Origin of the sequence: Hymenobacter sp. BT188 (genome assembly GCF_014333585.1) — a bacterium.
Taxonomy (GTDB): Bacteria; Bacteroidota; Bacteroidia; order Cytophagales; family Hymenobacteraceae; genus Hymenobacter.
The window spans coordinates 538,948-561,170 of the sequence record NZ_JACSCW010000004.1; the positions used below are offsets into that span (position 1 = coordinate 538,948).

At 52.2% G+C, this 22,223-nt stretch carries 20 protein-coding genes; 9 read left to right on the forward strand and 11 right to left on the reverse strand.

The window, feature by feature from the left end:
* Positions 1–289: 289 nt before the first annotated feature.
* From H8B13_RS13765 to H8B13_RS13780, 4 genes are all read left to right on the forward strand, one after another.
* On the forward strand, positions 290–2,539 hold the full coding sequence (locus H8B13_RS13765) for an OmpA family protein (protein WP_261990365.1): 2,250 nt from the start codon (positions 290–292) through the stop codon (positions 2,537–2,539).
* A 130-nt stretch (positions 2,540–2,669) separates the two neighbouring features.
* Positions 2,670–3,395, forward strand: coding sequence for a bifunctional demethylmenaquinone methyltransferase/2-methoxy-6-polyprenyl-1,4-benzoquinol methylase UbiE (gene ubiE / locus H8B13_RS13770; protein ID WP_133273131.1), 726 nt, complete (start codon positions 2,670–2,672; stop codon positions 3,393–3,395).
* A 119-nt stretch (positions 3,396–3,514) separates the two neighbouring features.
* The gene (locus H8B13_RS13775; RefSeq protein ID WP_187311379.1) at positions 3,515–4,123 is read left to right on the forward strand and encodes a porin family protein; all 609 of its coding nucleotides are present in this window, start codon (positions 3,515–3,517) and stop codon (positions 4,121–4,123) included.
* Between the two features lie 89 nt (positions 4,124–4,212).
* Positions 4,213–4,962 carry an SDR family NAD(P)-dependent oxidoreductase gene (locus H8B13_RS13780; RefSeq protein ID WP_187311380.1) on the forward strand — a complete coding sequence of 250 codons (750 nt, stop codon included), beginning with the start codon at positions 4,213–4,215 and terminating at the stop codon, positions 4,960–4,962.
* A gap of 74 nt (positions 4,963–5,036) precedes the next feature.
* Here the strand turns inward: H8B13_RS13780 and H8B13_RS13785 are convergent, their stop codons facing one another.
* Positions 5,037–5,714, reverse strand: a complete 678-nt coding sequence (locus H8B13_RS13785) for a response regulator (protein ID WP_187311381.1) — start codon at positions 5,712–5,714, stop codon at positions 5,037–5,039.
* A 55-nt stretch (positions 5,715–5,769) separates the two neighbouring features.
* Positions 5,770–7,710, reverse strand: a complete 1,941-nt coding sequence (locus H8B13_RS13790; protein WP_187311382.1) for a 7TM diverse intracellular signaling domain-containing protein — start codon at positions 7,708–7,710, stop codon at positions 5,770–5,772.
* Positions 7,711–7,969: 259 nt separating this feature from the next.
* On the opposite strand from H8B13_RS13790, the gene H8B13_RS13795 reads away from it, so the two are divergent.
* Entirely contained in the window at positions 7,970–9,475 is a 1,506-nt protein-coding gene (locus tag H8B13_RS13795) for a DUF5723 family protein (protein ID WP_187311383.1), read from the forward strand.
* Positions 9,476–9,483: 8 nt separating this feature from the next.
* Here H8B13_RS13795 and H8B13_RS13800 read toward each other — a convergent pair whose 3' ends face one another.
* Genes H8B13_RS13800 through cdd form a run of 3 tightly spaced genes read right to left on the reverse strand, consistent with a single transcriptional unit; the run spans position 9,484 to position 10,661 of the window.
* Entirely contained in the window at positions 9,484–9,891 is a 408-nt protein-coding gene (locus H8B13_RS13800; RefSeq protein ID WP_261990366.1) for an alpha/beta hydrolase, read from the reverse strand.
* Positions 9,892–9,921: 30 nt separating this feature from the next.
* Entirely contained in the window at positions 9,922–10,134 is a 213-nt protein-coding gene (locus tag H8B13_RS21280; protein ID WP_261990367.1) for a hypothetical protein, read from the reverse strand.
* Positions 10,135–10,163: 29 nt separating this feature from the next.
* Complete coding sequence (gene cdd / locus H8B13_RS13805) at positions 10,164–10,661, reverse strand: cytidine deaminase (RefSeq protein ID WP_187311384.1); 498 nt, start codon at positions 10,659–10,661, stop codon at positions 10,164–10,166.
* A gap of 266 nt (positions 10,662–10,927) precedes the next feature.
* Here cdd and H8B13_RS13810 point away from each other — a divergent pair, with 266 nt between their 5' ends.
* Positions 10,928–12,283, forward strand: a complete 1,356-nt coding sequence (locus tag H8B13_RS13810) for a saccharopine dehydrogenase family protein (protein WP_187311385.1) — start codon at positions 10,928–10,930, stop codon at positions 12,281–12,283.
* 87 nt (positions 12,284–12,370) lie between these two features.
* Here H8B13_RS13810 and H8B13_RS13815 read toward each other — a convergent pair whose 3' ends face one another.
* The 6 genes from H8B13_RS13815 to aroQ all read right to left on the reverse strand — a co-directional run bounded on the left by H8B13_RS13815 (position 12,371) and on the right by aroQ (position 17,143).
* Entirely contained in the window at positions 12,371–13,093 is a 723-nt protein-coding gene (locus H8B13_RS13815; RefSeq protein WP_261990368.1) for a tRNA1(Val) (adenine(37)-N6)-methyltransferase, read from the reverse strand.
* A complete protein-coding gene (locus H8B13_RS13820) occupies positions 13,033–14,199 on the reverse strand; it encodes an acyltransferase family protein (protein WP_187311386.1) in 1,167 nt (388 codons plus the stop codon). The genes H8B13_RS13815 and H8B13_RS13820 overlap by 61 nt, the downstream gene beginning before the upstream one ends.
* Positions 14,200–14,267: 68 nt before the next feature.
* On the reverse strand, positions 14,268–14,732 hold the full coding sequence (gene rnhA, locus H8B13_RS13825; RefSeq protein ID WP_133273122.1) for a ribonuclease HI: 465 nt from the start codon (positions 14,730–14,732) through the stop codon (positions 14,268–14,270).
* Positions 14,733–14,833: 101 nt separating this feature from the next.
* Positions 14,834–15,394, reverse strand: a complete 561-nt coding sequence (locus H8B13_RS13830) for a MarC family protein (protein ID WP_187311387.1) — start codon at positions 15,392–15,394, stop codon at positions 14,834–14,836.
* An 89-nt stretch (positions 15,395–15,483) separates the two neighbouring features.
* Positions 15,484–16,545, reverse strand: coding sequence for an aminotransferase class V-fold PLP-dependent enzyme (locus tag H8B13_RS13835; RefSeq protein WP_187311388.1), 1,062 nt, complete (start codon positions 16,543–16,545; stop codon positions 15,484–15,486).
* Positions 16,546–16,696: 151 nt separating this feature from the next.
* Positions 16,697–17,143 carry a type II 3-dehydroquinate dehydratase gene (aroQ, locus tag H8B13_RS13840; protein WP_187311389.1) on the reverse strand — a complete coding sequence of 149 codons (447 nt, stop codon included), beginning with the start codon at positions 17,141–17,143 and terminating at the stop codon, positions 16,697–16,699.
* 198 nt (positions 17,144–17,341) lie between these two features.
* On the opposite strand from aroQ, the gene xerD reads away from it, so the two are divergent.
* The 3 genes from xerD (at position 17,342) to H8B13_RS13855 (ending at position 22,221) form a co-directional block, all read left to right on the forward strand.
* Positions 17,342–18,241, forward strand: coding sequence for a site-specific tyrosine recombinase XerD (xerD, locus tag H8B13_RS13845; protein WP_187311390.1), 900 nt, complete (start codon positions 17,342–17,344; stop codon positions 18,239–18,241).
* A gap of 279 nt (positions 18,242–18,520) precedes the next feature.
* On the forward strand, positions 18,521–21,451 hold the full coding sequence (locus H8B13_RS13850) for an FtsK/SpoIIIE family DNA translocase (protein WP_187311391.1): 2,931 nt from the start codon (positions 18,521–18,523) through the stop codon (positions 21,449–21,451).
* A gap of 125 nt (positions 21,452–21,576) precedes the next feature.
* Positions 21,577–22,221: a LolA family protein gene (locus H8B13_RS13855; RefSeq protein ID WP_187311392.1), complete on the forward strand. Its 645-nt coding sequence runs from the start codon at positions 21,577–21,579 to the stop codon at positions 22,219–22,221.
* Positions 22,222–22,223: the final 2 nt, after the last annotated feature.

Below are 22,223 nucleotides of genomic sequence, written 5' to 3' on the forward strand. Positions count from 1 at the left end.
ATTAAATTGTATAGGATGAAGGTCGTATTATAAAATTTCTATCTTTGCCGCCATGTATCTGCTTTTTGGATAGAAATATGCTGGTTTAATAGAACTGTTATTTGCACTTTTTTAAACTCAATGTTTAAAATGTGCCGAACGCCTTCTAACCTTACAACTACATTTAAGTATAAGGGCCCATTTGATCGGAGTCCTCTCCTCATAAGTAAGCGCCTTTTGCTACTTCATACATCCTGCACTCTTTAGTATTAAACCCCCTTCAACAATGGATAACTTAGTCAGAAGTTTATTGAAAGCTTCTTGCGCCTTCGCACTTGCCGCTGCTGTAGCTCAGCCCGCAATGGCTCAGGGCACCCGCAAGCAACTCAAGACTGCGAATAAGTTCTTTTCTCAAGAGAACTACCGAGCTTCTATTCCTTTTTACGAGCAGGTATTAGCCGCAGAGCCAAACAATGCGCTTGCTCTGTTCCGGGCCGGTGTTTCATACATGTCGTTTGACAAGGAAAAGGCTAGCGACTATATCTATAAAGCGCAGCGCCTAAAGCCGAAGGTTTCTAAAGACGTTGAGTACTGGTTGGGCCGCGTAGATCACCTCAACTACAACTTCGATGAGGCAATCACGCACTACCAGACATACAACGCTACGCTGAAGCAAAAAGACACGCGTAAAGCGGAGTTGGCTCAGTTGATTCAGCATAGCAAAAACGCAAAGGTTCAGTTCAGCACCCCAAAGGACATCTTTGTTAAGAACCTCGGACCTACAATCAACACGATTCACTCTGAGCACAGTCCCGTTATTTCTGCCGATGACAAAGTTCTACTTTTCACTTCCCGTGGCGAAAATGTAACTGGTGCCAATAGTGGCAATACCAAAAAAGGCGGCAACCTAGCCTCTGATGGTGAGTACTTCGAAGATATCTTTGAAGCCAAGCGCATTAGCGATGACGAATGGGAGAAGCCCCGTTCGCTCAGCGGTGTCCTCAATGGTAAAGGTCACGACGCCTCCATACAGGTGTATGACAACGACACCAAAATGCTGATGTATCGCCAAGATGAGAATGGCGACCTGTTTTATTCTGAAAAAACGGGCGGCGACTGGACTCCTCCTAAAAAGCTGAATGGCAACATTAACACCAGCGCTTTTGAGTCGGACGCTTACATTACGCCAGATGGTCAGACGATGTATTTTTCTACGGGAAAATACTCTGAGGATAACACGCTGGATATCTACGTATCTACCCGCTCTGGTAATGGAGACTGGGGTAAGCCTAAGCCGGTAACTGGCATCAACACTAAGTATGATGATGACAGCCCTTACCTAAGCAAGGACGGCAAAACTATGTATTTCAGCTCACGTGGTCTGAACACCATGGGTGGCTACGACATCTTCAAGTCTACTTACGATTCTATTGGTCGGAAGTGGGGACGGCCCGAGAACATGGGCTATCCTATCAACACTCCTGACGATGATACGTACTACCGTTTGAGCCCAGATGGTACGTATGCTTACTTGTCGAGCTACCGCATTGGTGGTTACGGTGAGAAGGATATCTACACCATCAATTACATTAAGAACGCTACCATTCGTGGTAAAGTGTTCAGCATGCGCGACAGCACTGTTATTCCAGGTGTAGAGCTAGTGTTTAGTGGTACTCAGGCTGACCAAACAGCTCTTAGCTACCGCGACGTAACAAAGCCCGGAACCGGCGATTATCAGGTAAGCGTCCTGTCGGGTCGTCCTTATCAGGTAGCTATATCGGTAGATGGTAAGAACATCATTACCGAGGAGTTCCAAGTGCCTGTAGCCACCACCGACTCTACTATCGTTGAGAAGAACTTCTACGTGCCTTACGTGGATAGCTCGAATGTTTACGCATTCAAGAAAATCTACTTCGAGACTGACAAGTACGCTCTGCGTCCTGAGTCTATCACGGAGCTGGATCGAATTGCTAGCATCCTGAAGGCTAACCCCGGCGTAAATATTTCGGTGGAAGGCCACTGTGACTCGCGCAATACAGATGAGTATAACATGACCCTCGGCGACAACCGCTCGACGGCTGCTTACAAGTACCTGCTGCGTAAGGGCATCTCTGATGCTCGCCTCGTAACTGCCAGCTACGGTGAGCGTCGTCCGGCTGCTCCAAACGATACGCCTGAGAACATGCAGCTTAACCGTCGGGTTGAGTTCCGTGTGATTCAGCGTGAAGGCGAGCCTGCTCCAGTCTTGAACACAGGTAACAGCACTACCACTACAGGCACAGGCACTACGCCAACTACTTCTCAGGCTGCTGCTCCAACTACGACTACTGACTCTTCTGCTACTGCTGCTCCTATGGGAACTGCGTTGCCCGATGGTAAAGCCAAAGTAAAAACTGCTGATGGCACTACGATCAAAACGAAAGTGGATGACGAGAAAGTGAAAATCAAGACGGAGTCACCCAATGGCGAAGAGTCGAAAACCAAAGCCAAAAACGGCGAGATCGACTCGAAAGTGAAAGACGCTGATGGCAAAACTAAAGTGAAGACCGACAACAACTAATCGGCTTTCGAATACCCTTAAAAACGGGTCGGGCATTATGCCCGACCCGTTTTTTTTAACTTAATGCCCCCCGGCGCGTTATGTTTGAGCAATTTTGCCCTCCTTCCTTCGTTGTTCGCCCCAGAGCCCTATGACCGTTGTACCCTATAAAGACGATGCTGCCGGCAAGAAGTCCCAGGTAGCCCAGATGTTTAACAGCATCGCTGGCAAGTATGACTTCCTGAATCACTTCCTGAGCGCTGGTACCGATATTTACTGGCGGCGTAAGGCCGTGAACCAGTTGAAGGATCTGCGCCCGACGCGCATTCTGGACATTGCTACTGGCACGGCCGACTTTGCCATTGAGAGCCTGCGTCTGTCGCCGGAAACCCAGGTGACTGGCGTTGATATTTCAGAAGGTATGCTGGAGGTGGGGCGGCGTAAGCTGGTCGATAAAGGCCTTTCTCACCGGATTCAGCTAGAATTGGGAGATTCAGAAAGCCTCCCTTTTCCAGATAATCACTTTGATGCGGTGACGGCTTCGTTTGGAGTGCGTAATTTTGAAAACCTTAAGCAAGGGCTCGCTGAAATGCAGCGAGTACTGCGGCCGGGGGGCAAAATGGTGATTCTGGAGTTCTCCAAACCGACTGCCTTTCCGCTCAAGCAAGCGTATAATTTCTATTTTCGGCGCGTACTGCCCGTTTTTGGCAAGCTCATTTCCAAAGACCGCGCTGCCTACACCTACCTGCCCGAATCGGTGCAGGCTTTTCCCGATGGTCCTGACTTCCTGTCCATATTAACGCAGGTTGGCTTCAAAAATCCCGCATGGCAACCCCTCACGTTCGGCATAAGCTCCATTTACACAGCTCAAAAATAATTTGTCTGGCTCTTGTCGGGTTCGTTTTGCTGCTGCTGCCACTAAGTGCAGAGGCGCAGCGAAAGACCCGCGCCAAAATTGGTAAAAGGGGCAATGTTAAGTCTATCACGGTTGATAACTTGGCAGATTACGACAACCGCTGGTTTCATCCCGGCTTTTATGTTGCCCCCAATTTCTCGAGCTACAGCATTGAGCAGTCGCAAGCGTATGTAGGCAGCCAGGCAGTAACGGCTAACTCTATTATTAGCCCTGGCTTTTCGGTTGGTTTCGTGGGTGATGTGCGCTTGGCCAACCATTTCAACTTGCGTTTTACGCCGGGAGTGAGCTTCATCACGCGTCGTGTGGAGTTTAAGCCCCTGCTCACCAGCGACTCTATCCAGACACAGGAAATAGGAAGCACGCAGTTGGAATTCCCGCTGTTGTTGAAGTTTCACTCGGACCGGCGGCGCAACACGCGGGTGTATGTGGTCGGAGGCGTGAAGCCGAGCTTTAACGTGGGTAACCGCCGCAAAGACCCTGAGCGCAACTTGCTCCGCGCCGATGATAGCGACATTGCAATTGAGTATGGTGTTGGGCTCGACCTGTTTTACCCCCTGTTTAAGTTTGCGCCTGAGCTGCGCTTCTCCCACGGTTTGACCAACCTCTTGCAGCCCGGCGACAACGTGTATAGCCGCAGCCTGCAAAGCATGCGCGCTCACACAGTTACCTTGTATCTCACTTTTGAATAAATCAATAGTCCAAAAAGCCCCCCAGAGCACGAAAACACGCGCTGGGGGCTTTTTTCTTGTTTTGGACTTCTATACTTGTACAGCTTATCATGAAAACTGCTTTTATCACGGGTGCTTCTTCAGGAATTGGCCGGGCGACGGCCGTAGCGCTAGCACAGGCTGGTTTCCAGCTCGTTGTGACGGGGCGCCGGCGGGAACGGCTAGAGGAGCTGGCGCAACAGCTGGCACCTACACCAGTGCATCTGCTGCTCTTCGACGTGCGCGACCGCCCGGCCACCGATGCAGCCGTGGCTAGTCTGCCGGCTGAATTTCAACAGATTGATGTGCTCGTTAATAATGCCGGCGGTGCTCATGGTTTGGCGCCCATTCAGGATGGCGACCCCAACGATTGGGATCAGATGCTGGACAGCAATGTAAAAGGCCTACTCAATGTGAGTCAGGCTATTTTGCCCAGCATGGTACAGCGCAAACAGGGCCATATTATCAATATTGGCTCGATTGCCGGGAGCGAAACCTACGCCAATGGTAATGTGTATTGTGCCTCCAAAGCGGCCGTGGCCGCGCTCTCCAAAGGCATGCGCCTTGATCTGCTGCCCCACCACATTCGAGTAGCCGAGGTTAACCCGGGAGCGGTGGAAACCGAGTTTTCGACGGTTCGCTTCAAAGGAGATACCGACCGCGCCAGCAGCGTGTACAAAGGCTACGAGCCCCTGCGGGCCGAAGATGTGGCGGATGTCATTCAGTTTATGGTAACGCGCCCGGCCCACGTGAACATCGCGGAAGTTCTGCTTTTGCCAGCAGCCCAAGCGGCCGCTACTACCATGCGAAAAGAGCTGTAAGCTTCGAATTACAAGGAGAAACTTGATAAAAAGCCCCCAGAATCGGTATTAAGTTCTGGGGGGCTTTTTAGGTTTTATAAGCCGTGGTCGATGGCAAACTGCACCAACGAAGCCAGGTTCTGTAGCTCCAGCTTGTACATAATATTTCGCCGGTGCGTGGCTACGGTTAGCTCCGACAGCGAAAGATGATCAGCGATGACGCGCGAGGTATGTCCAGTGCGGATTAGCCGAACAATCTCCCGCTCCCGCTTCGAGAGGCGCTGGAGGCGAAGCGACGGCTCCGCTGTAGCGCCAACCGTGAGCAACGTAGCCTGCTGAAGCCGAGGCGGAAAAGCTAGCTCGCCCCTATGAACGGCCCGTATGGCCGTCAGCAGCAGGTCAGCATCTGCCGATTTGGAAACGAAGCCACGCGCACCACTGGCAGCTATTCGCTCAATAAGCTCAGGACCCGCCGCGGCCGTACTCAAAACTAATACCCTCAGTTGGGGCCAGTATTGCCGCAACTGAGGTAATAAGGTGAGACCATCGGGAGGTGGTAAGTGTAAGTCGAGCAGGAGTAAATCAGCGGTTGGGGTAGCCGCGGCCGACAGCCAAGCCAGCAGATCGGTTCCCGACCGGAGCTGCCTTACTACCGTCAGGTCGGGCTGCTCATTCAGCAGCAAGGTCAGGCTTTGCATCAGCATCTGATGGTCATCGACGATGAGCAGTCGGCAAGGCAAAGCTGGTGCGCCAGAGGATAAAGCTTGATTCATGCGTGAGGTGGTTACCAACAACTCATTGTGACCTTATAGACGAGACTGACTTAACTCAACACGGTAGCCAAACCATAATGCTGGTGCCATCACTGGAGCTATCGATGTGGACTTGGCCGCCCAGATAGTCGGCGCGGGCGCGTACGCCCCGCAAACCGATACCGTTGCTTGCGGAGCTCGATTCAAAGCCTTTCCCATTATCTTCTACCAAAACCTCTAAGGAAGTTGGGTGTCGGAGCAATTGCACGTTCACTTCGGAGGCCCGCGCATGGCGCACCGCATTGTTAAGCAGCTCAGCCGCAATACGGTACGCCGACATTTGGAGAGGCTGAGGGATGGTGTCGAGGCCGGTATCACAATAGGTATGCACTGTGGGGTTGCCATAGAGATTTAATAGCTCCCCTAAGTGCGCAATCGAGTCACTTAAACTACCTAGGCCAGGCTCGGCAGGGAGCAGCGCATGACTTAGCGTGCGCACCTCATCGCGCAGGTGGCGCAACAGCAACTCGGTTTGGCGAGCGGCAGCAGCGGCTTCGGGAAAAGCGGCCAGCGCATCACGAATTGCCTGCCCTTGCCAAGCCATGTGTAATGCCATCAGGTTTGGCCCTAAAGCGTCGTGGAGCTCACGGGCTAGGTGTTCACGTTCTTCTTCCTGAGCAGCTATTAGGCGGGCACTCATGTCATTGCGTTCGCGCAGCTGCCGGATACGCAGCTTGGCATTTTGACGTAGTGTGTGGCGAAAACGACCTGTGAGTAGGAAGCTTAGAACCAACAGCTCCAGAAATAGCCCCCAGGCCAAGGCATTAGGCTCGACCAGATGCAGGGTAGTAAGCCCGACGTGGTTTAGCCAGAACAGCACAAATCCTCCGAAGAAAAAGAAGTAGGTGAGGGAATAGTAGATGGCCAGACGGCGGCGGCGAGGGGAGCGGAAAACAGCTATCAGCGCAACCCAGCAGTAAGTAAAAATGGCCACCAGCAATACCTCCCGGCCACCGTTGAGCAGCGTAAGCCCCAGCGTACCTTCCTGAGCGCGAGCAACCGGATAAAGCAGCGTATAGGCCAGCACAAAGACAGCGGCCGTAATAACCAGACCAGTGCCTACTCGGTGGAGAATCGGCCAGCCGTTGCGCAGCCGCAGGAATAACTGAAGAATGCGGAGCCCGCAGGCTGCCGCCAGCAGCATAAAGTTGAACTGACCAATAGACCACAGTAGACGGTAAACACTGGCCGGAAAAGCTAAGGCATCCAGCCCATCCTCCATCAGCAGGAAAATCGTGGTAAAAACCACATACGCCACATACCAGAGGTGAATTCGGTCGCGCAGAAAACCGAACAAAACCAGGTTGAATACGGCACTGCCCAAATAAAACCCGATAAGCCAAATCCAGCGCTTATAAAAGACATAATTCACCTCCCAGGCCAGAAAATCCTCGGTCGTTGTCACGTCGGTGGGCACATAAAGGGCCCCCGCGTGATGATCAATGCGTAGGTACAATTCGGCGTGCTCGCCGGCTGCTAGCGTGAAAGGCAAGCATAAGGCTCTTGCCGGAAATATGCGCTCAGCAGCCGGAACTTGGGAGGAAGCGGCAGATACACGCGTGAACTGCTCGTCGCCTGCCCTACGGTAATACAGCGTGGCGCTATCAGTGTAGTTGTACAGGCTCCAGATAAAACGGGTGCGCTGCGGCAGAGTATTCACAACGGCCAGCCGCAGCCAAAGCCGCTGATGCACAAAGCCTAAGTTGAGCGTCCGGTGCCATGGGCCTGCGGTAAAAGCACCAGCCCGAAACAGGCTGTCAGCGTGAGCAGGGGTGGGCGGGGCCGAAAAAGACTCCGTGGTGTAGCGGTAGGTTTCAGAGAGGTGAATGCCATTCGACTCGCGCAGGTAAAGCGTATCAGAAAGCTTGGGGGGCAAATTAGGATCAGCTTTCGTTGCTGTCGGTATCAGAACCAAACTCACCCAAAGCAGCAAAAAGACCCCTATATAGCTGGGCATGGCCGGGGGGCAAAAGTGGAAATAAGACACACTACCCAATGCTGATTTATCGCAGGTAAACACGGGATAAGTCAACTGGTCGGTACCTCGGTGCATATCTAGTTAGGAATCAAAAGAACCCTTCGAATAAATATAACGTCAAATATGAAATTACTTAAATGTAGGTATTTCATAAAATAATGCAAGGTTGTAGCATTGCTATTCTGTTTGTTGCAAACGCAATTGTCTACTGATCAATTACTAACCCACACCTGCCTACATGAGAAAATCTCTACTATTCTATGTTTGTGGCTCGCTGCTTGTCGCGCTTCCCAATTATGATGCAACTGCCCAGCAAATGTTCAATCCTTCGCACAGCAACTTTGCAGGGATAGGAGGCGCAATCTGGAACCCGGCTACCATCGCCGATAATCGTTACAGCGTGCAGCTGGAACTGCTGGCCATTGATGGGCACGCCACCAATACCGCCTACCGCTATACCGGCCCTTGGAGTTTGAATAGCCCCAGCGAAGATTTTGAGCTGGAAAGCCGCTACCTCCAACAACGCACAGGCGACCGACCTAACCTGGTGAGTGCAGGCGTGAATGCTCGCGGGCCGGGCCTGTTGCTTCGCTTAAATTCCAGGCACAGCATTGCGGGGAGTACGCGGGTGCGGGCTGCGCTTCAGGGCAATAACGTCTCGCAGGAACTGATTCGAAATGCGGTGGACGAATTCGAGAATGGTGGCCGCTTTACCGATAACAAGCTTAACCTCAACATGAATGCCTTTGCTGAATGGAACCTGACTTACGGACGGGTTGTGTTCGATGAAGGCCCGCACTTTCTCAAAACAGGCATCACGGTGAAGCGTCTGATGGGTGCCGGATCAGCGTATTTACAAGCCAAAAGCATGAATCTGGAAGTGGCTGCGCCAGGTGGAGTGAGTGATACCACCGTGCGAATCCGCAACCTTGATGGCGCCTTTGGCTATTCCAATCCGCGGGCATTCGACGATCTTGATACGGAGGAGGGCGGGCGTTGGCTTAGAGGGCAGAACACGCCCGGCAGCGGCTGGGGGGCAGATATTGGCTTCGTCTATGAGTACCGACCCGACGGTGACCGCTACCGTTATCGGGATGCGAAAGGAGCAGAAAAGGTAGACCACGGCCGCAACAAATACCGCTATCGGTTGGCCGTAGCCATCACCGACATCGGCGGCATTCGCTACCGCGACCAGGCCGTGGCTTACAACGAAATCAAAACGGCTAACCTAGGCGTGAGCAATGACGATGTGAACGGCATCGACTTAGATAACTTTGATGAGCGCATCGAGCGGATTCTGCGGGCGCAGGATCTGAGCAAAGACACCAAGTTTGTAGCGGGCCTGCCCACGGCGCTCAATGTGGACTTCGATTACCACGTGGGGGGCAAAATTTATGCTAACGCAGCCGTAAGCCAGAGCTTGCGTGGGCGCTATGCCATCGGGATGCGCCAGCTTTCCTACGCGGCCTTTACGCCCCGCCTCGAAACGCGCTGGCTGGAAATTGCCGCGCCGGTTTCGCTGGTAAACAACTATCAGATGATGGCCTATGGTCTGATGCTACGGGTTGGGCCTCTGACCATTGGCTCCAATAACCTGCAGGCGCTCTTCGAGAAAAGCAATCCCTACGGGGCCAATGCTTATGCCGAGGTGTCGTTATTCACCTGGGCCAACAAACGGTATAAGGCCCCAAAAAAGGCCAAAACCCCAACCCAGAAGATAAAAACTACTCAGAAAACTAGCTAGGCAGCCAGCTACTTCAATTGCCGCAGTGTGGCGGCATGAAGCTCATGCTTGCCCGCAAAGTGCAGAATGGTGGGCTCTACACCCAGCCGAAGCAGGAAGTCGCGCTGCTTTTGCAGATCAGCTTCCTTGATAAATTCGTCCTGGTCGCCGCACACCAGCACTACGGGCAGGCGTTGCAATAAGTGGGTGGCCACCGCATAGTCTATATCATCGGGGAAAGCGCCGGCCCACAAAATGAGCCGGTCTGGCCGAAACGTTGCGCGGGCCAGCCACCGGCTAACTGTAGCTGCGCCCTGCGAGAAGCCAAACACAGTGACAGCTACATCTGGGAGGCTTTTTTGCAGCAGCGTTTCGGCCAGTTGGTTTAAATACGCCACATAATCGTCAATCTCAGATAGCCGGTCTTCCCGTGTCATCCAACTCGCCCCAATGCGGCCTCCATTGCCCTACAAATAAAAGCGGGACAGGCCTTCCGGGGCTATTATCACGGTGTCGTTGGCTTCAGTGAGAACAGCAAAATGCCGGATAAAATAGGCCGCCAGCTGCCCGTAACCATGGCACACAAACCAAATGTGCCGGGTGCGCTCGGTTAGCTCACCCAACTGATAATAGCGTGCGGTACGCGCCACCGTAAGCCGATGTTCCTGAGCTAAAGCCACACCTGATAAGTAGAATGTTACCGCAACAACTAAGTTGGCTGCCCCGGTAGATTTTCGGCCGAAAACTGGAACGGCAGCAAATCGGATAGGGTGCGGAACCGGTAGATGGTGCCATCGGGGCCGGGCAGGAGCAGCGGAATCTGTTGGCCCTGACGGTTTTCGTATTCGGTCATTACCTGTCGGCATGCTCCGCACGGCATGGCCAGCATAAAGTCGCCCTGGGCCGGGCGCGCGGCCACGGCCATAGCAACAATGCGTCGTTCGGGCTGGCTTACCGCTAGGCCGAATAAGGCCGTACGCTCCGCGCACAAACCCGATGGATACGCCGCATTTTCCTGATTTGAGCCCCGGAAAACAGAGCCATCGTCGAGGAGCAGCGCGGCCCCGACGTTGAAGTGAGAATAAGGTGCGTAAGCGTGATCAGTGGCCGCGCGTGCCGCGTGCCAGATGGTGGCTTCGGATGGGGTGAGCTCCGCTTCGGAAGCCAGTACATCCACAGTAATAGTCAGTTGTAACGGGTGAGCCATTGGCAGGTCTAAGGAAATGCAGCGTTCCATCACCAACCAAGCGGCCCCGGTAGGAGAAGGGGCGGTGAATGTAAGACATTTATCCATTTACAAGTGTATCAACATTAAAACATTCGGAGATTTGCCCCCCAAGCACTCATTTCATACGTTGCTAAGCCCTAGAAGCTTTAATATATTGGTTATTCGCAAAGAGGGCAATGACCGGTTGCCAGACGGCGGATTAGCGGTAGAGTTCGTAGACTTGTGCATCACTACGCACCCTTCTCTTGAAAAATATTCTGCTGCTCGGGGCCGGGCGTTCGGCATCTTCTCTGATTAACTACCTGTTGCGCTATGCTCCTATTGAGGGCTGGCACCTCACCGTGGCCGATGTGCAGCCTGCGCATCTGGTACCTATACTAGTAGCGCACACCGAATACGCCCGCGCTGTACCTTTTGATATTGAGAACGATGCGCTGCTGGAGGAGCTGGTAGCCGCCGCCGACGTGGTGATTTCCATGCTGCCCGCGGCGTTTCATCCGGTGGTAGCCCGTGCGTGTCTGCGCAATCGCCGCCATCTGGCCACCGCCAGCTACGCCACCAATGAAATCCGCGCCTTAGATGCTGAAGCCCAGGCTGCTGGCGTGACGCTGCTGATGGAGTGCGGCCTCGACCCCGGCCTCGATCATATGTCGGCTATGCAGGCAATAGGAGTCATTCGGGCGCGTGGGGGGCAATTAGTATCCTTCAAATCGTATTGCGGCGGTTTACTTACTCCCGAGTCTGAAGGGAATAATCCGTGGCGGTACAAGTTTACCTGGAACCCGCGCAACGTGGTATTGGCTGGCCAAAGTACCGCCAAATACCTCGAAAATGGCCAGCCTCACTTTATTCCGTATCAGCAGCTCTTTCGCCGCTTAGAGGTTTTGGAATTGCCCGGTTACGGGCAGTTTGAAGGCTACGCCAACCGCGATTCGCTCAGCTACCGTGCGCCCTACGGCCTCGATGCTATCCCAACTATTTTACGTGGCACTCTGCGCCGGCCGGGCTATTGTGCTGCCTGGAATGCGCTGGTGCGCCTTGGCCTTACTGACGACACCGTGCAGCTAGGCAATACGGCCGACTGGACGTGGCCGCAGCTCATCGCCGCCTATTTGCCTCCCGCCGCTTCCGTGGGGGGCAATTTAGCGACTCAATTGGCTGACTATCTAGGGTTAAATCCGGATGGAGAAGAAATGCGACTGCTCAGCTGGCTTGGGCTATTCAAACATACCGCCGTTGGCCTACCCAACGCCACACCCGCTCAACTGCTGGAGCATTTACTGACCGAAAAATGGCGCCTCCAGCCCGGCGACCACGACCTGATTGTGATGCAGCACCTTTTTGAGTTTATGTTGCAAGGCAAACGGTATCGGCGTACATCCTCGCTGGTGGTGCCCGGCGGCGATGCCACGCACACGGCAATGGCCAAAACAGTAGGGCTGCCCCTTGGTATGGCCGTGCGCCGCCTAGCCCGTGGTCTGGTACCGCAGCGTGGCGTGGTTATTCCTACGCACGCCGACATCTACGAGCCTATTTTAGCTGAATTGGAAGCTGACTACGGAATTAAGTTTCAGGAAGAGGAAAGCGAATTATCGAATTGATGGAAAGCGATTCAAGTTCGAAAACCCACCCAAATTTTATCGTTGATTCTCAAGGTGCCATGCTTTGCTGAGAACAGCAAGAGCAACTCAGAAAGCCAGATAAAAATCGCGTAGTAGAGCCTTGAATTCTGGAGAATAGGTCGCCTCAGCTTCGGTGTATATGGCCAAACTATAGTTTTTGGTGGCCTCTGGCGTTCGGGTAAAGGTGGTGATATGCCGGTTAGCGCGGCTGCCCAAGCGATGATGTAGGTGAAGCTGAATGCTGGGGAAAAAGCCCCCCAGAGCCGCTTTCTGTTCTAAATGATGCATTTCTGGCGGGGGCAATAGCACAGTAAGCTGCCCAGCGGGAGTGAGGTATTGTGCAGTGAAAGCTGTGAGCTCCTCAAAGGATAAAGTATCAGCGGCAGTATGGCGGGCTGTCGTTCGTGCCGCGTCAGGTGAGCGCAGGGAATGGCGAAAGAAAGGCGGATTACAGATAATATAATCGAAGGGCTCGGGCTGGGTACTAGCAAATTGTGCCAAACTCGACCCGTGAACCTTGATTCGCTCCGGCCAAGGACTAGCAGCCACATTGCCAATGGCTTGCGCAGCCGCCGATTCATCTAACTCAACAGCTTCTATCTGAACCGAATGATTGCGCTGGGCCGCCATTAAAGCAAGCAGACCAGTGCCTGTGCCAATATCTAAAAGGCGAGTAGACTCGGAAAGGTTGGCCGCAGCACCGAGCACACAGGCATCGGTGCACACCTTCATCGCACACTGGCCTTGCTCAACGCGGAATTGCTTGAACTGGAAGTAGGAGTTGGCCAATTGTGACGAGAAGTAAGTGACTTTATTTTTTTATTCACAGGCTCTTCAAAGAAGTAATACAGAGCTACAGATAATGCTACCAAAATCAAATAAATGGCTAAAGCGCCTAATGTAGATTTCTCATTGAAATACGGCGACAGTAGTTCATGGATAAGCCCCATATGAATTAAATAAAATGCGTAAGAACTTTTTCCAAGTATAGCTAATGGCTTTGTAGATAAGAATGTTGAAACAAGGCTTTTCTCTCGAAGCAGACCCGTGAATATAGTAGCTATACACAAAGGTAGATAAAGGTTATTTACTGCAGTGCCAATAGGAGGGCTTATGCCGAAATTAGCTCCATATGCCACTTTTATTTTCATTAGAGCAAATATACCCAGTGAGAATAAGATAATGCCACCATATGTTAAAACAGAAAAATCATGTTTGGTTTTTACTTTCTTTAGCAACAACGCTAAACCAGCGCCAATAAAAAATTCATAAAAACGACCAAAGAAGGTGTTATAGGCCACGAAGGAGGCGTTTTCGAAGAATGGTAAATGCAGATAGTGGAAGACTTGAACTAATAAAAACCCTGTAGTAGGCAGTAGAATGATAGCTGATATCCAGACTATAGCTTTACTAAATCGGCGACTATATAAGACGGCAAAAAAGAATATGGCAAAGAAATAGAAGCATTCCTCAACAGTTAGCGACCATGCTTGAGGAATGCCAGTAAATGCATATTCTAAAGACAAACTCTTAAGAAGCGTGATATTAAGTATGAGTGCATATAAATAATATCTGGTAAATCCGACATTATAAAAGGCAATAAAGAAAACAGGTAAAGATAAAACTATATAGAGTGGATATATTCTGGCAAGTCTATTTATAATATATGTTCTTAAGTTTTTGAGTGATAGTGTTTCTGTGGTGAAATACCGTTCGGTAATAAGAAAGCCGCTGAGCGTAAAGAAGATGGTAACCCCTACGTGGAATTCGTAGAATACAGATTTTAAAATTTGGCTTCCGAATATTGTTTGCCCTGGATTATAATGGTGTAAATAAACCATAAACGCAGCTACTGCTCTCACACCAGTTAATGAAGAATAGTAGGGGAGTCGCATTCCTTATTTAATTGCAGCAGTACTATGGCTATTTTTTGCGGTTGATATACTGAGGAACAAAGTGAGTTCTAGCGTTTAGCTTCGATAAGCTCGTAGCCTTCGTCCACGAGTAGTTTGCCTTGCGTGGCACTGAACACCGCTAGTCGGTCGCAGCGCTCATTTTCGGGGTGGCCGTTGTGGCCACGCACCCAACGGAAATGCACTGTGCGCTGCTTGTACACTTTTAAAAAACGCCGCCAGAGGTCTTCATTGGCTTTTTTGCCAAAATCAGGCTTCATAGCCCACCCGAATACCCAGCGCTTTTCAACGGCGTCAACCACATATTTGGAGTCGGTGACAACGGTAATGGGCATTTCAGGACGCGTGACGGCCTCTAAACCAACGATGACTGCTAACAACTCCATGCGGTTGTTGGTGGTGAGCCTAAAGCCTTCAGTAAGCTCCTTTTCGTGTCGGCCGAAGCGTAGAATGGCTCCGTAGCCGCCCGGACCGGGGTTTCCACGGGAAGATCCGTCGGTAAAAAGATATATCATTTTCGAATGGCTAAATAGTTAAATGGGTGACTGGTTAGATGCTTGGGCGTTCTGTAAGTCGTTGAACAAGCAGCCATTTAACCATTCATCCCCTTAACCATTTAAAAATTAGCTTTAAACAGCTTGATGGCGATTGCTAGTAGAATCACGCCGAACACTCGGCGTAGAATGTCTTCGCCGGCCTTGCCGAGCTTACGCTCAATCCAGGCGCTGCTTTTGAGCACGCCGTAGACAAAGACCAGATTCAACGCGATGCCTACCAGTACATTAGGTAAGGAGTAAGCCGCCCGCAACGAGAGTAAGGTGGTCATGGTGCCGGCCCCGACGATGATTGGGAAAGCCAGAGGCACAATGGAGCCCGAAGCGGCCAGCGGATCATTGCGGAATAGCTCAATGCCCAGGATCATCTCCATACCAATAAGGAAGATGATGATGGCGCCAGCTAAGGCAAACGACTGAAAGTCAACGCCAAATAGAGATAAAATGCTCTGGCCCAAAAACAGGAATACCACCATCAGCACCCCCGCTACCAGCGTGGCTTTCTCGGAATGCACTTTGCCCTCCCGCTGCCGAATCTGAATGATAATGGGGATGGAGCCCAGAATATCAATAATGGCAAACAGCGTAAGCGTGACGGAGAAAATTTCTTTTAAAGAGAACATGAGCAATGGGTGAATGGCTGCCTTAGTGGATAGCTGAATCGGGTACCTACTATTCACCCATTCTATCCTGCACTCAGGCAACCATTGATTCAGGCAAAGTCTTTGGCAAAGAACTGCACCAACTTCTCGTAGGCCGCATCCGGGATGGCTGGGAAGTTGGCGATGCGCAGGCTATTGGCTTTCCAGGTGCCGTAACCATTGCCAAGCTGCATGCCCTGCGCCAAGGCACTGCGCTTTACCTCGTCGATCAGGGCTGGGGGGCCTTGTAAGCCGATAACGGTAGTGGAGCGGGTTTCAGGGTTTTGCACGAGCGGGCTGAGCTGGGTAGCGCTATCGAAGAAGTCGTAGAGCTTGGTGGCGCGGTCCTGAAGGTGCTGGTGTACGGCTTTGATAGGCGCCCGGTCCTGAAGCACGCGGCTAAGCAAATAGATGCCCAGCACATTGGGCGTGTAGTTGGTTTGCCAGTTGAGCATTTTCTCGTACTGAGCCGTCAGGCTGTTGTAGTGCGCGCGCTCGTTGAGGTGGCGGAAACGGGCTACAGCGCGGGGCGAAAGTACCATCAGAGCCAAGCCAGCAGGCAGGCCAAAAGCCTTCTGCACCGAAGCAAACCAGATATCAGCCTTAATATACTTCAGCTGAATGCCTGCCAGCGACGAAGTAGCATCGATGGCCAGCAAGGCGTTGCCGAGTCGGTTGAACACATTCAGGATAAAACCGTCGCGGAGCTGAGTGGCGTTTGAGGTTTCATTCTGGGTAAGGCAAACCAGGTCGGTGTCGTCGGTGAAGGGGAGCGTATGCACATTGGGTAACTCATCGAGCCCAAAAGCCTGGCCGGTAGAGGCAGGGCGCAGGGCGCGGGCATAGTCGAACCACTTTTCCCCGAAGGCACCATTGTACAAGTGAAAGCTTTTGGTGGGCGTCAGGCTTTGCGTTAACACCTCCCAGCACTCAGTGGCCGAGCTGAGAAAAAATACGGTGTAGTCCTGCGGGATATTGAGTTTGGCCCGAAGATCTGTAACGGTTTGACGCATCAGGCCCGTGAAACGCTCGCCGCGGTGCGGAGCCGACAGCCAGCCTTCATCGAAGGCATCGGTAAGGTATTGGCGCACGGCCGGATACACGGCCGATGGTCCAGGATTGAAAGTATACATTCAGTTGGGGATTGCGAGTGGAGAAGACAAAGGTAGTAGGAGCGGGGTTTGACCGCTTCCTTTCTTGAAGCAACTAACGTCTCCCTCGACCTGATTCATGTCCAACATTTAGGCATGGGCGCAAAAAAGCCCCCCAACAACAACCTTTTCTTTACACCTTGAATCCAACGCGCTTCGGGCGCAAGCCTTCAAAATAATGCAGAGCCAGCCGGTAGCTGTCGAGTTTGAAGCCGGTGATGGTGCCAATGCAGTGTTTGCCGAGCAGACTTTTCTGCCGAAACTCTTCGCGGGCTGCTAGGTTAGACAGATGTACCTCTACTACGGGCGTATTGATAGCGGCTACGGCATCGGCCAGTGCTACGCTGGTGTGGGTGTAGCCGCCGGCGTTGAGCACAATGCCGTGGTAGGTGAAACCCACTTCGTGCAGCTTATCAATAAGTTCGCCCTCGTGGCTCGACTGAAAGTACTCCAGCTTGATGGCGGGAAATGCCTCGTGCAAATCGGGCAGAAAGTCTTCGAAAGAGCGGTTGCCATAGATGCCCGGTTCGCGGCGACCCAATAAGTTGAGGTTGGGACCGTTGATGATGATGATTTTCATGAAGCAGAAGTGAAGCGAAAAGGTAAAGGTCGGGGAACGTGGCTAAAACTAGCGTTTTCTAGATTGAGCCAAAAAGTACTACTTGCTGCTACAACTATTACCCGACCCCAATACTCCTACAGATTCCTGGAAAAAGCCCCCCATTCGGCACGACTCTTGGATTCTTCCTCACACCTCACGCTTCTAACTTTTATACTATTGAATTGGTCCGTCAGCCTCAAGCAATTTGAAGGCTATTTACAACTCGAAAAATCGTTATCGGGCAATAGTGTGGAGGCATATGTGCGGGATGTAGGCAAATTGCGGCAGTATCTGGAAATATCGAAGCTGCCGGCCAACCCGGAGCAGGTAACGACCCGGATTCTGCGTGATTTTCTGGCCTGGCTGGGCGAATTGGGGCTTGGCGCTACTTCCCAAGCCCGCACGCTTTCCGGCATCAAGGCCTTCTACAGCTTCCTCATAATGGAAGATATGCTGCTAATAGACCCGACCGATACCCTGGAAGCTCCCAAAATCGGCCGTAAGCTGCCTGATACGCTGGCGTATGAGGAAATAACACAATTGCTGGACGCCGTGGACGTTAGCACCAACGAAGGCACCCGCAACCGCGCCATCTTGGAAGTGCTCTACTCTTCAGGCTTGCGCGTATCGGAACTGACGGAGCTGCGGCTATCTAATTTGTATGCTGATCAGGGCTTTGTGCGCGTCACAGGCAAAGGCAACAAAGAACGCCTCGTGCCCATCGGCCGCGACGCGCTGAAGCACCTCAACATCTACCTCACCGGCATACGCTGCCACCTCGACATTGAGCGCGGCCACGAGGATATCGTGTTTTTGAACCGTCGGGGGGCAAAATTGTCGCGGGTGATGATTTTTAATATCATCAAAGCCTTGGCCGATAAAGCAGGTATTCGCAAAACCGTGAGTCCGCACACGTTCCGACACAGCTTTGCCACTCATCTTATTGAAGGAGGCGCCGACCTGCGGGCCGTGCAAGAAATGCTGGGCCACGAAAGCATTACCACCACCGAAATTTACACCCACCTTGACCGGGATTACCTGAAGCAAGTCATTACTGAGTTTCACCCGCGCAGCTAGTCGCCGATTTTTTGCATCGTCGCCTTGAGTGAAGGTCCATACTGTCTTCACCTAGGGCGACGTGTTCGTTTTTACAGTGCGCTTTTTTACCTGTAATGGTTTTGGAACCAGGTTATTTAGGCTATGGAGCGGTCTGGGAGGCAAATTTTCGGTTAGGACTGCGGGCGGGCAAGTGTATCTTTACGAAGCGTGAGGTGTTGGCTGCCGGGAAAAATTGTTCCCAAGAAAAGCCACACTGCCACCTTGTGACCTCTACATTTAGCCTTTCGGTGCCTAAGCATGGCAAAGAATACATATAAACAACCCATCACTCCGCCAGCCCGCGGCAACGAGCCCCGCCCAGCTGCCCGACCCGCCACGCGTCCAGCTCCCGCACCTGAGCCCACGCCGGCTCCCCGCGAAAACAGTCGCCGCAGCGAGGCTAACTCCAAACCAGCGGCAGCCAAGGCTGCTGCCAAAGCCCTGAAGCCCCCGCGCCAATGGCCTAAGCTGCCCTCTTTGAGTGGTATTTTTGGCTTTCTGCGCGACCGTCGTTTTCAGTTATTCCTCGGATTTTTCTTCCTGCTAGGGTCTATCTATCTTACTATAGCCTTCGTGTCATTCCTCTTTACGGGGCACGCCGATCAGAGCGTGGTAGGTAGCTTGGCCACCACGCCTGCTAAGGAAGCAGGGCAGGAGTCGGGCAACTGGCTGGGCTTATTAGGAGCAATGGCCGCCCAAGTGCTCATTTATAAAGGCTTCGGTGTAGCCGCGTTTGCGGTCATTCCTATCGTCTTCTTTCTAGGCTACAAAATCGTGTTTCGACGGGCTGGCGTAGGCGTGTCGCTCAGCTATGTTATAGCCTTGTGCCTGTTTTCGATGCTGTGGCTGAGTGCTTTGCTGGGCTATGTTGTGCTTACCCTTCAAACCCCTGATGCCGACCCAAACCTAGCGCATACCCTCGATTTTTTGAGCGGCGGCATCGGCTATGAAGTTGCCTCCTGGCTCGATAGCCTTATTGGTTGGGGTACGGTGCTACTACTGGCTTTTCTGTTAATTTCATTCGTTGTCTTCTTCTTTAATGTGACCAGCCTAAGCATGGGAACGGCCGCTGAAGAGGAAGCAGACGCCTCTAGTACCAACGATAGCACCAATGGGTTAGATCTGTATGGCCGCACCGGGCTGGGCGTAAATCATGGCGCAGACCCTACTGCCTCGCTCGATGCTGAAGAAACGGAAATTGCTCCCCAGATGACGCTTCGCTCTACAAAGTCAGTAGCTAGAAGAGAGGCCGAAGCAGAAATTGCCCCCCCGTTCACCTCAACGATGGATGAGGAGGATGACGAAGAATTTGAAGTGGAAGGCCCGGCACCTACGGGGTCGGTTGCTTCCCCGGCTTTTAGTGTTACGGCTCCGGCGGGCGCAGCCTTGCCATTATCGGTGGCACCCAGCGTGGCCACGGCGGGCGCGGCAGCATTAGCTGCTTCGGCTGCAAACAGCGGACCTAGCTTCTCGGTCGAAATGCCTGTTGATGCTGAGGTTGCTCCCGTGACCAGCCGTGTGCCCACGCCGCTTTCCATGGCTGATCTGGCCGACGACACCACTGCACCCACTTCGCCTCCTTTGACCGTAGCTCCGGCTACTCCCGCCGAAACGCCCCCCATGGCCATCACCGTGGCCGATGAGGATGATTTCTTTGCCGAAGGCACAGAGAACTACGATCCCACGCTCGACCTTTCGCGCTACCAATATCCAACCCTAGAATTGCTCAACGACTATGGTGCCGCCAAAGCCCAGGTGAGCAAAGAGGAGTTGGAGGACAACAAAGACCGTATCGTGGAGACGCTGGGTCATTATGGTATTAACATCGCCAGCATCAAAGCCACCATCGGGCCCACGGTTACGCTGTATGAGATTGTGCCTGATGCCGGTGTGCGTATCTCTAAGATCAAGAGCCTGGAGGATGATATTGCGCTGAGCCTGGCCGCGTTAGGTATCCGCATCATCGCGCCGATTCCCGGTAAAGGCACCATCGGTATCGAGGTGCCGAATACCAAAAAGGAAATGGTGAGCATCCGCTCGGTGCTGGGCCACGAGAAGTTTCGCACCAGCGAAATGGACTTGCCCATTGCCTTTGGTCGCACCATTACCAACGAAGTATTTGTGGCCGATCTGGCCAAAATGCCTCACTTGCTCATGGCCGGTGCTACAGGTCAGGGTAAGTCGGTGGGCCTGAACGTGATTCTGGCTTCACTGCTTTATAAGCGCCATCCTTCACAGCTGAAGTTTGTGCTCGTCGATCCTAAAAAGGTGGAATTGAGCATCTTCAACAAAATCGAGCGCCATTTTCTGGCTAAGCTACCCGACACGGAAGAGGCCATCATCACCGATACAAAGAAGGTGGTGAACACGCTTAACTCCCTGTGCATGGAGATGGATCGGCGCTACGACCTGTTGAAAGACGCTGGCTGCCGCAACCTGAAGGAGTACAACCGCAAGTTTGTGGAGCGTCGGCTTAGCCCTAAAAAAGGCCACCGCTTCATGCCGTTCATTGTGCTTGTTATTGATGAGTTGGCCGACTTGATGATGACAGCAGGAAAGGAAGTGGAAACGCCTATCGCGCGTCTGGCTCAGTTGGCGCGTGCCATTGGTATTCACCTGATTGTAGCTACACAACGGCCTTCCGTGAACGTTATTACTGGTATCATCAAGGCCAACTTCCCATGCCGTATATCCTTTAAAGTGACCTCCAAAATTGACTCCCGCACCATTCTGGATACAGGTGGCGCTGATCAACTGGTTGGACAAGGCGACATGCTATTCTCGGCCGGCTCCGATTTGATTCGCGTGCAGTGCGCCTTTATTGATACGCCCGAAGTAGATCGCCTTTGCGATTTTGTCGGTGAGCAGCAAGGCTATCCAGAGGCGTATTTGCTGCCTGAAGTAGCTGGTGCCGAAGGTGATACGGGTGGCAACAGCGAAGACTTTGACCCTGCCTCCCGCGACAGCATGTTTGAGGAAGCCGCCCGCGTAATCGTAACGCATCAGCAGGGTAGTACCTCACTGCTCCAACGCCGCCTAAAGCTGGGCTATAACCGGGCCGGACGCTTAATTGACCAACTCGAACACGCCGGCGTCGTAGGACCCTTTGAAGGCAGCAAGGCCCGGGAGGTATTAATTCCAGACGAGTACAGTTTGGAGCAATTATTGAATAACCTGAACAAAACCTAGAAATAAGTGCTTAAGGTTGGAAATTGTAGCATAAAAACGGAAGAACTATTACCTCTGTTTTTATGGTTACCAATAGAGTTTCTGGTTCTGAGCCCCCACTTTGCAACAGCAATTTCTCCTCCCAAATGAAAAAATTTCTCGCTCTGCTGACGTTATCGGTTACACTAGTTGCAGCCGCCCCCGCACAGCAGGACCCCAAAGCTGGTAAAATTCTCGACCAGATGAGTGCCAAGTATCAGGCAATGAAAGCATTTAAAGCCACTTTCACCCAAACCCTCGAAAACGATGCGGCCAAGGTGAAGGAGAACATGACCGGCGATATTACGGTGAGTGGCCAAAAGTTTCGGCTGAAGTTGAGCGGTCAGGAGATCATCAACAACGGCCAGACCATGTGGACTTACATGAAGGACGAGAACGAGGTGAACATCTCCGACTATGAGCCTGAAGAGGGGGAGATTTCGCCGGCTCAGATTTATACGTTGTATAAAAAAGGCTACAAGTACTCATATGTGCAGGAAGCCAAAGAAGCTGGTGAGGCTGTCGATATCATTGAATTGGCCCCCGAGGATCGAAATAATCAGGTCTTCAAAGTGCGTTTGTCTGTGAGCAAGGCGGATAAGTCGTTGAAAAGCTGGAAGATGTTCAAAAAGAATGGCAGTCGGACTACCGTTACTATTCGCAAATTTCAGCCTAATCCGCCGGTAGATGCTACTACTTTCAACTTCGATAAGACCAAGTATAAAGGCGTAAAGGTGATTGACCTGCGTTAATC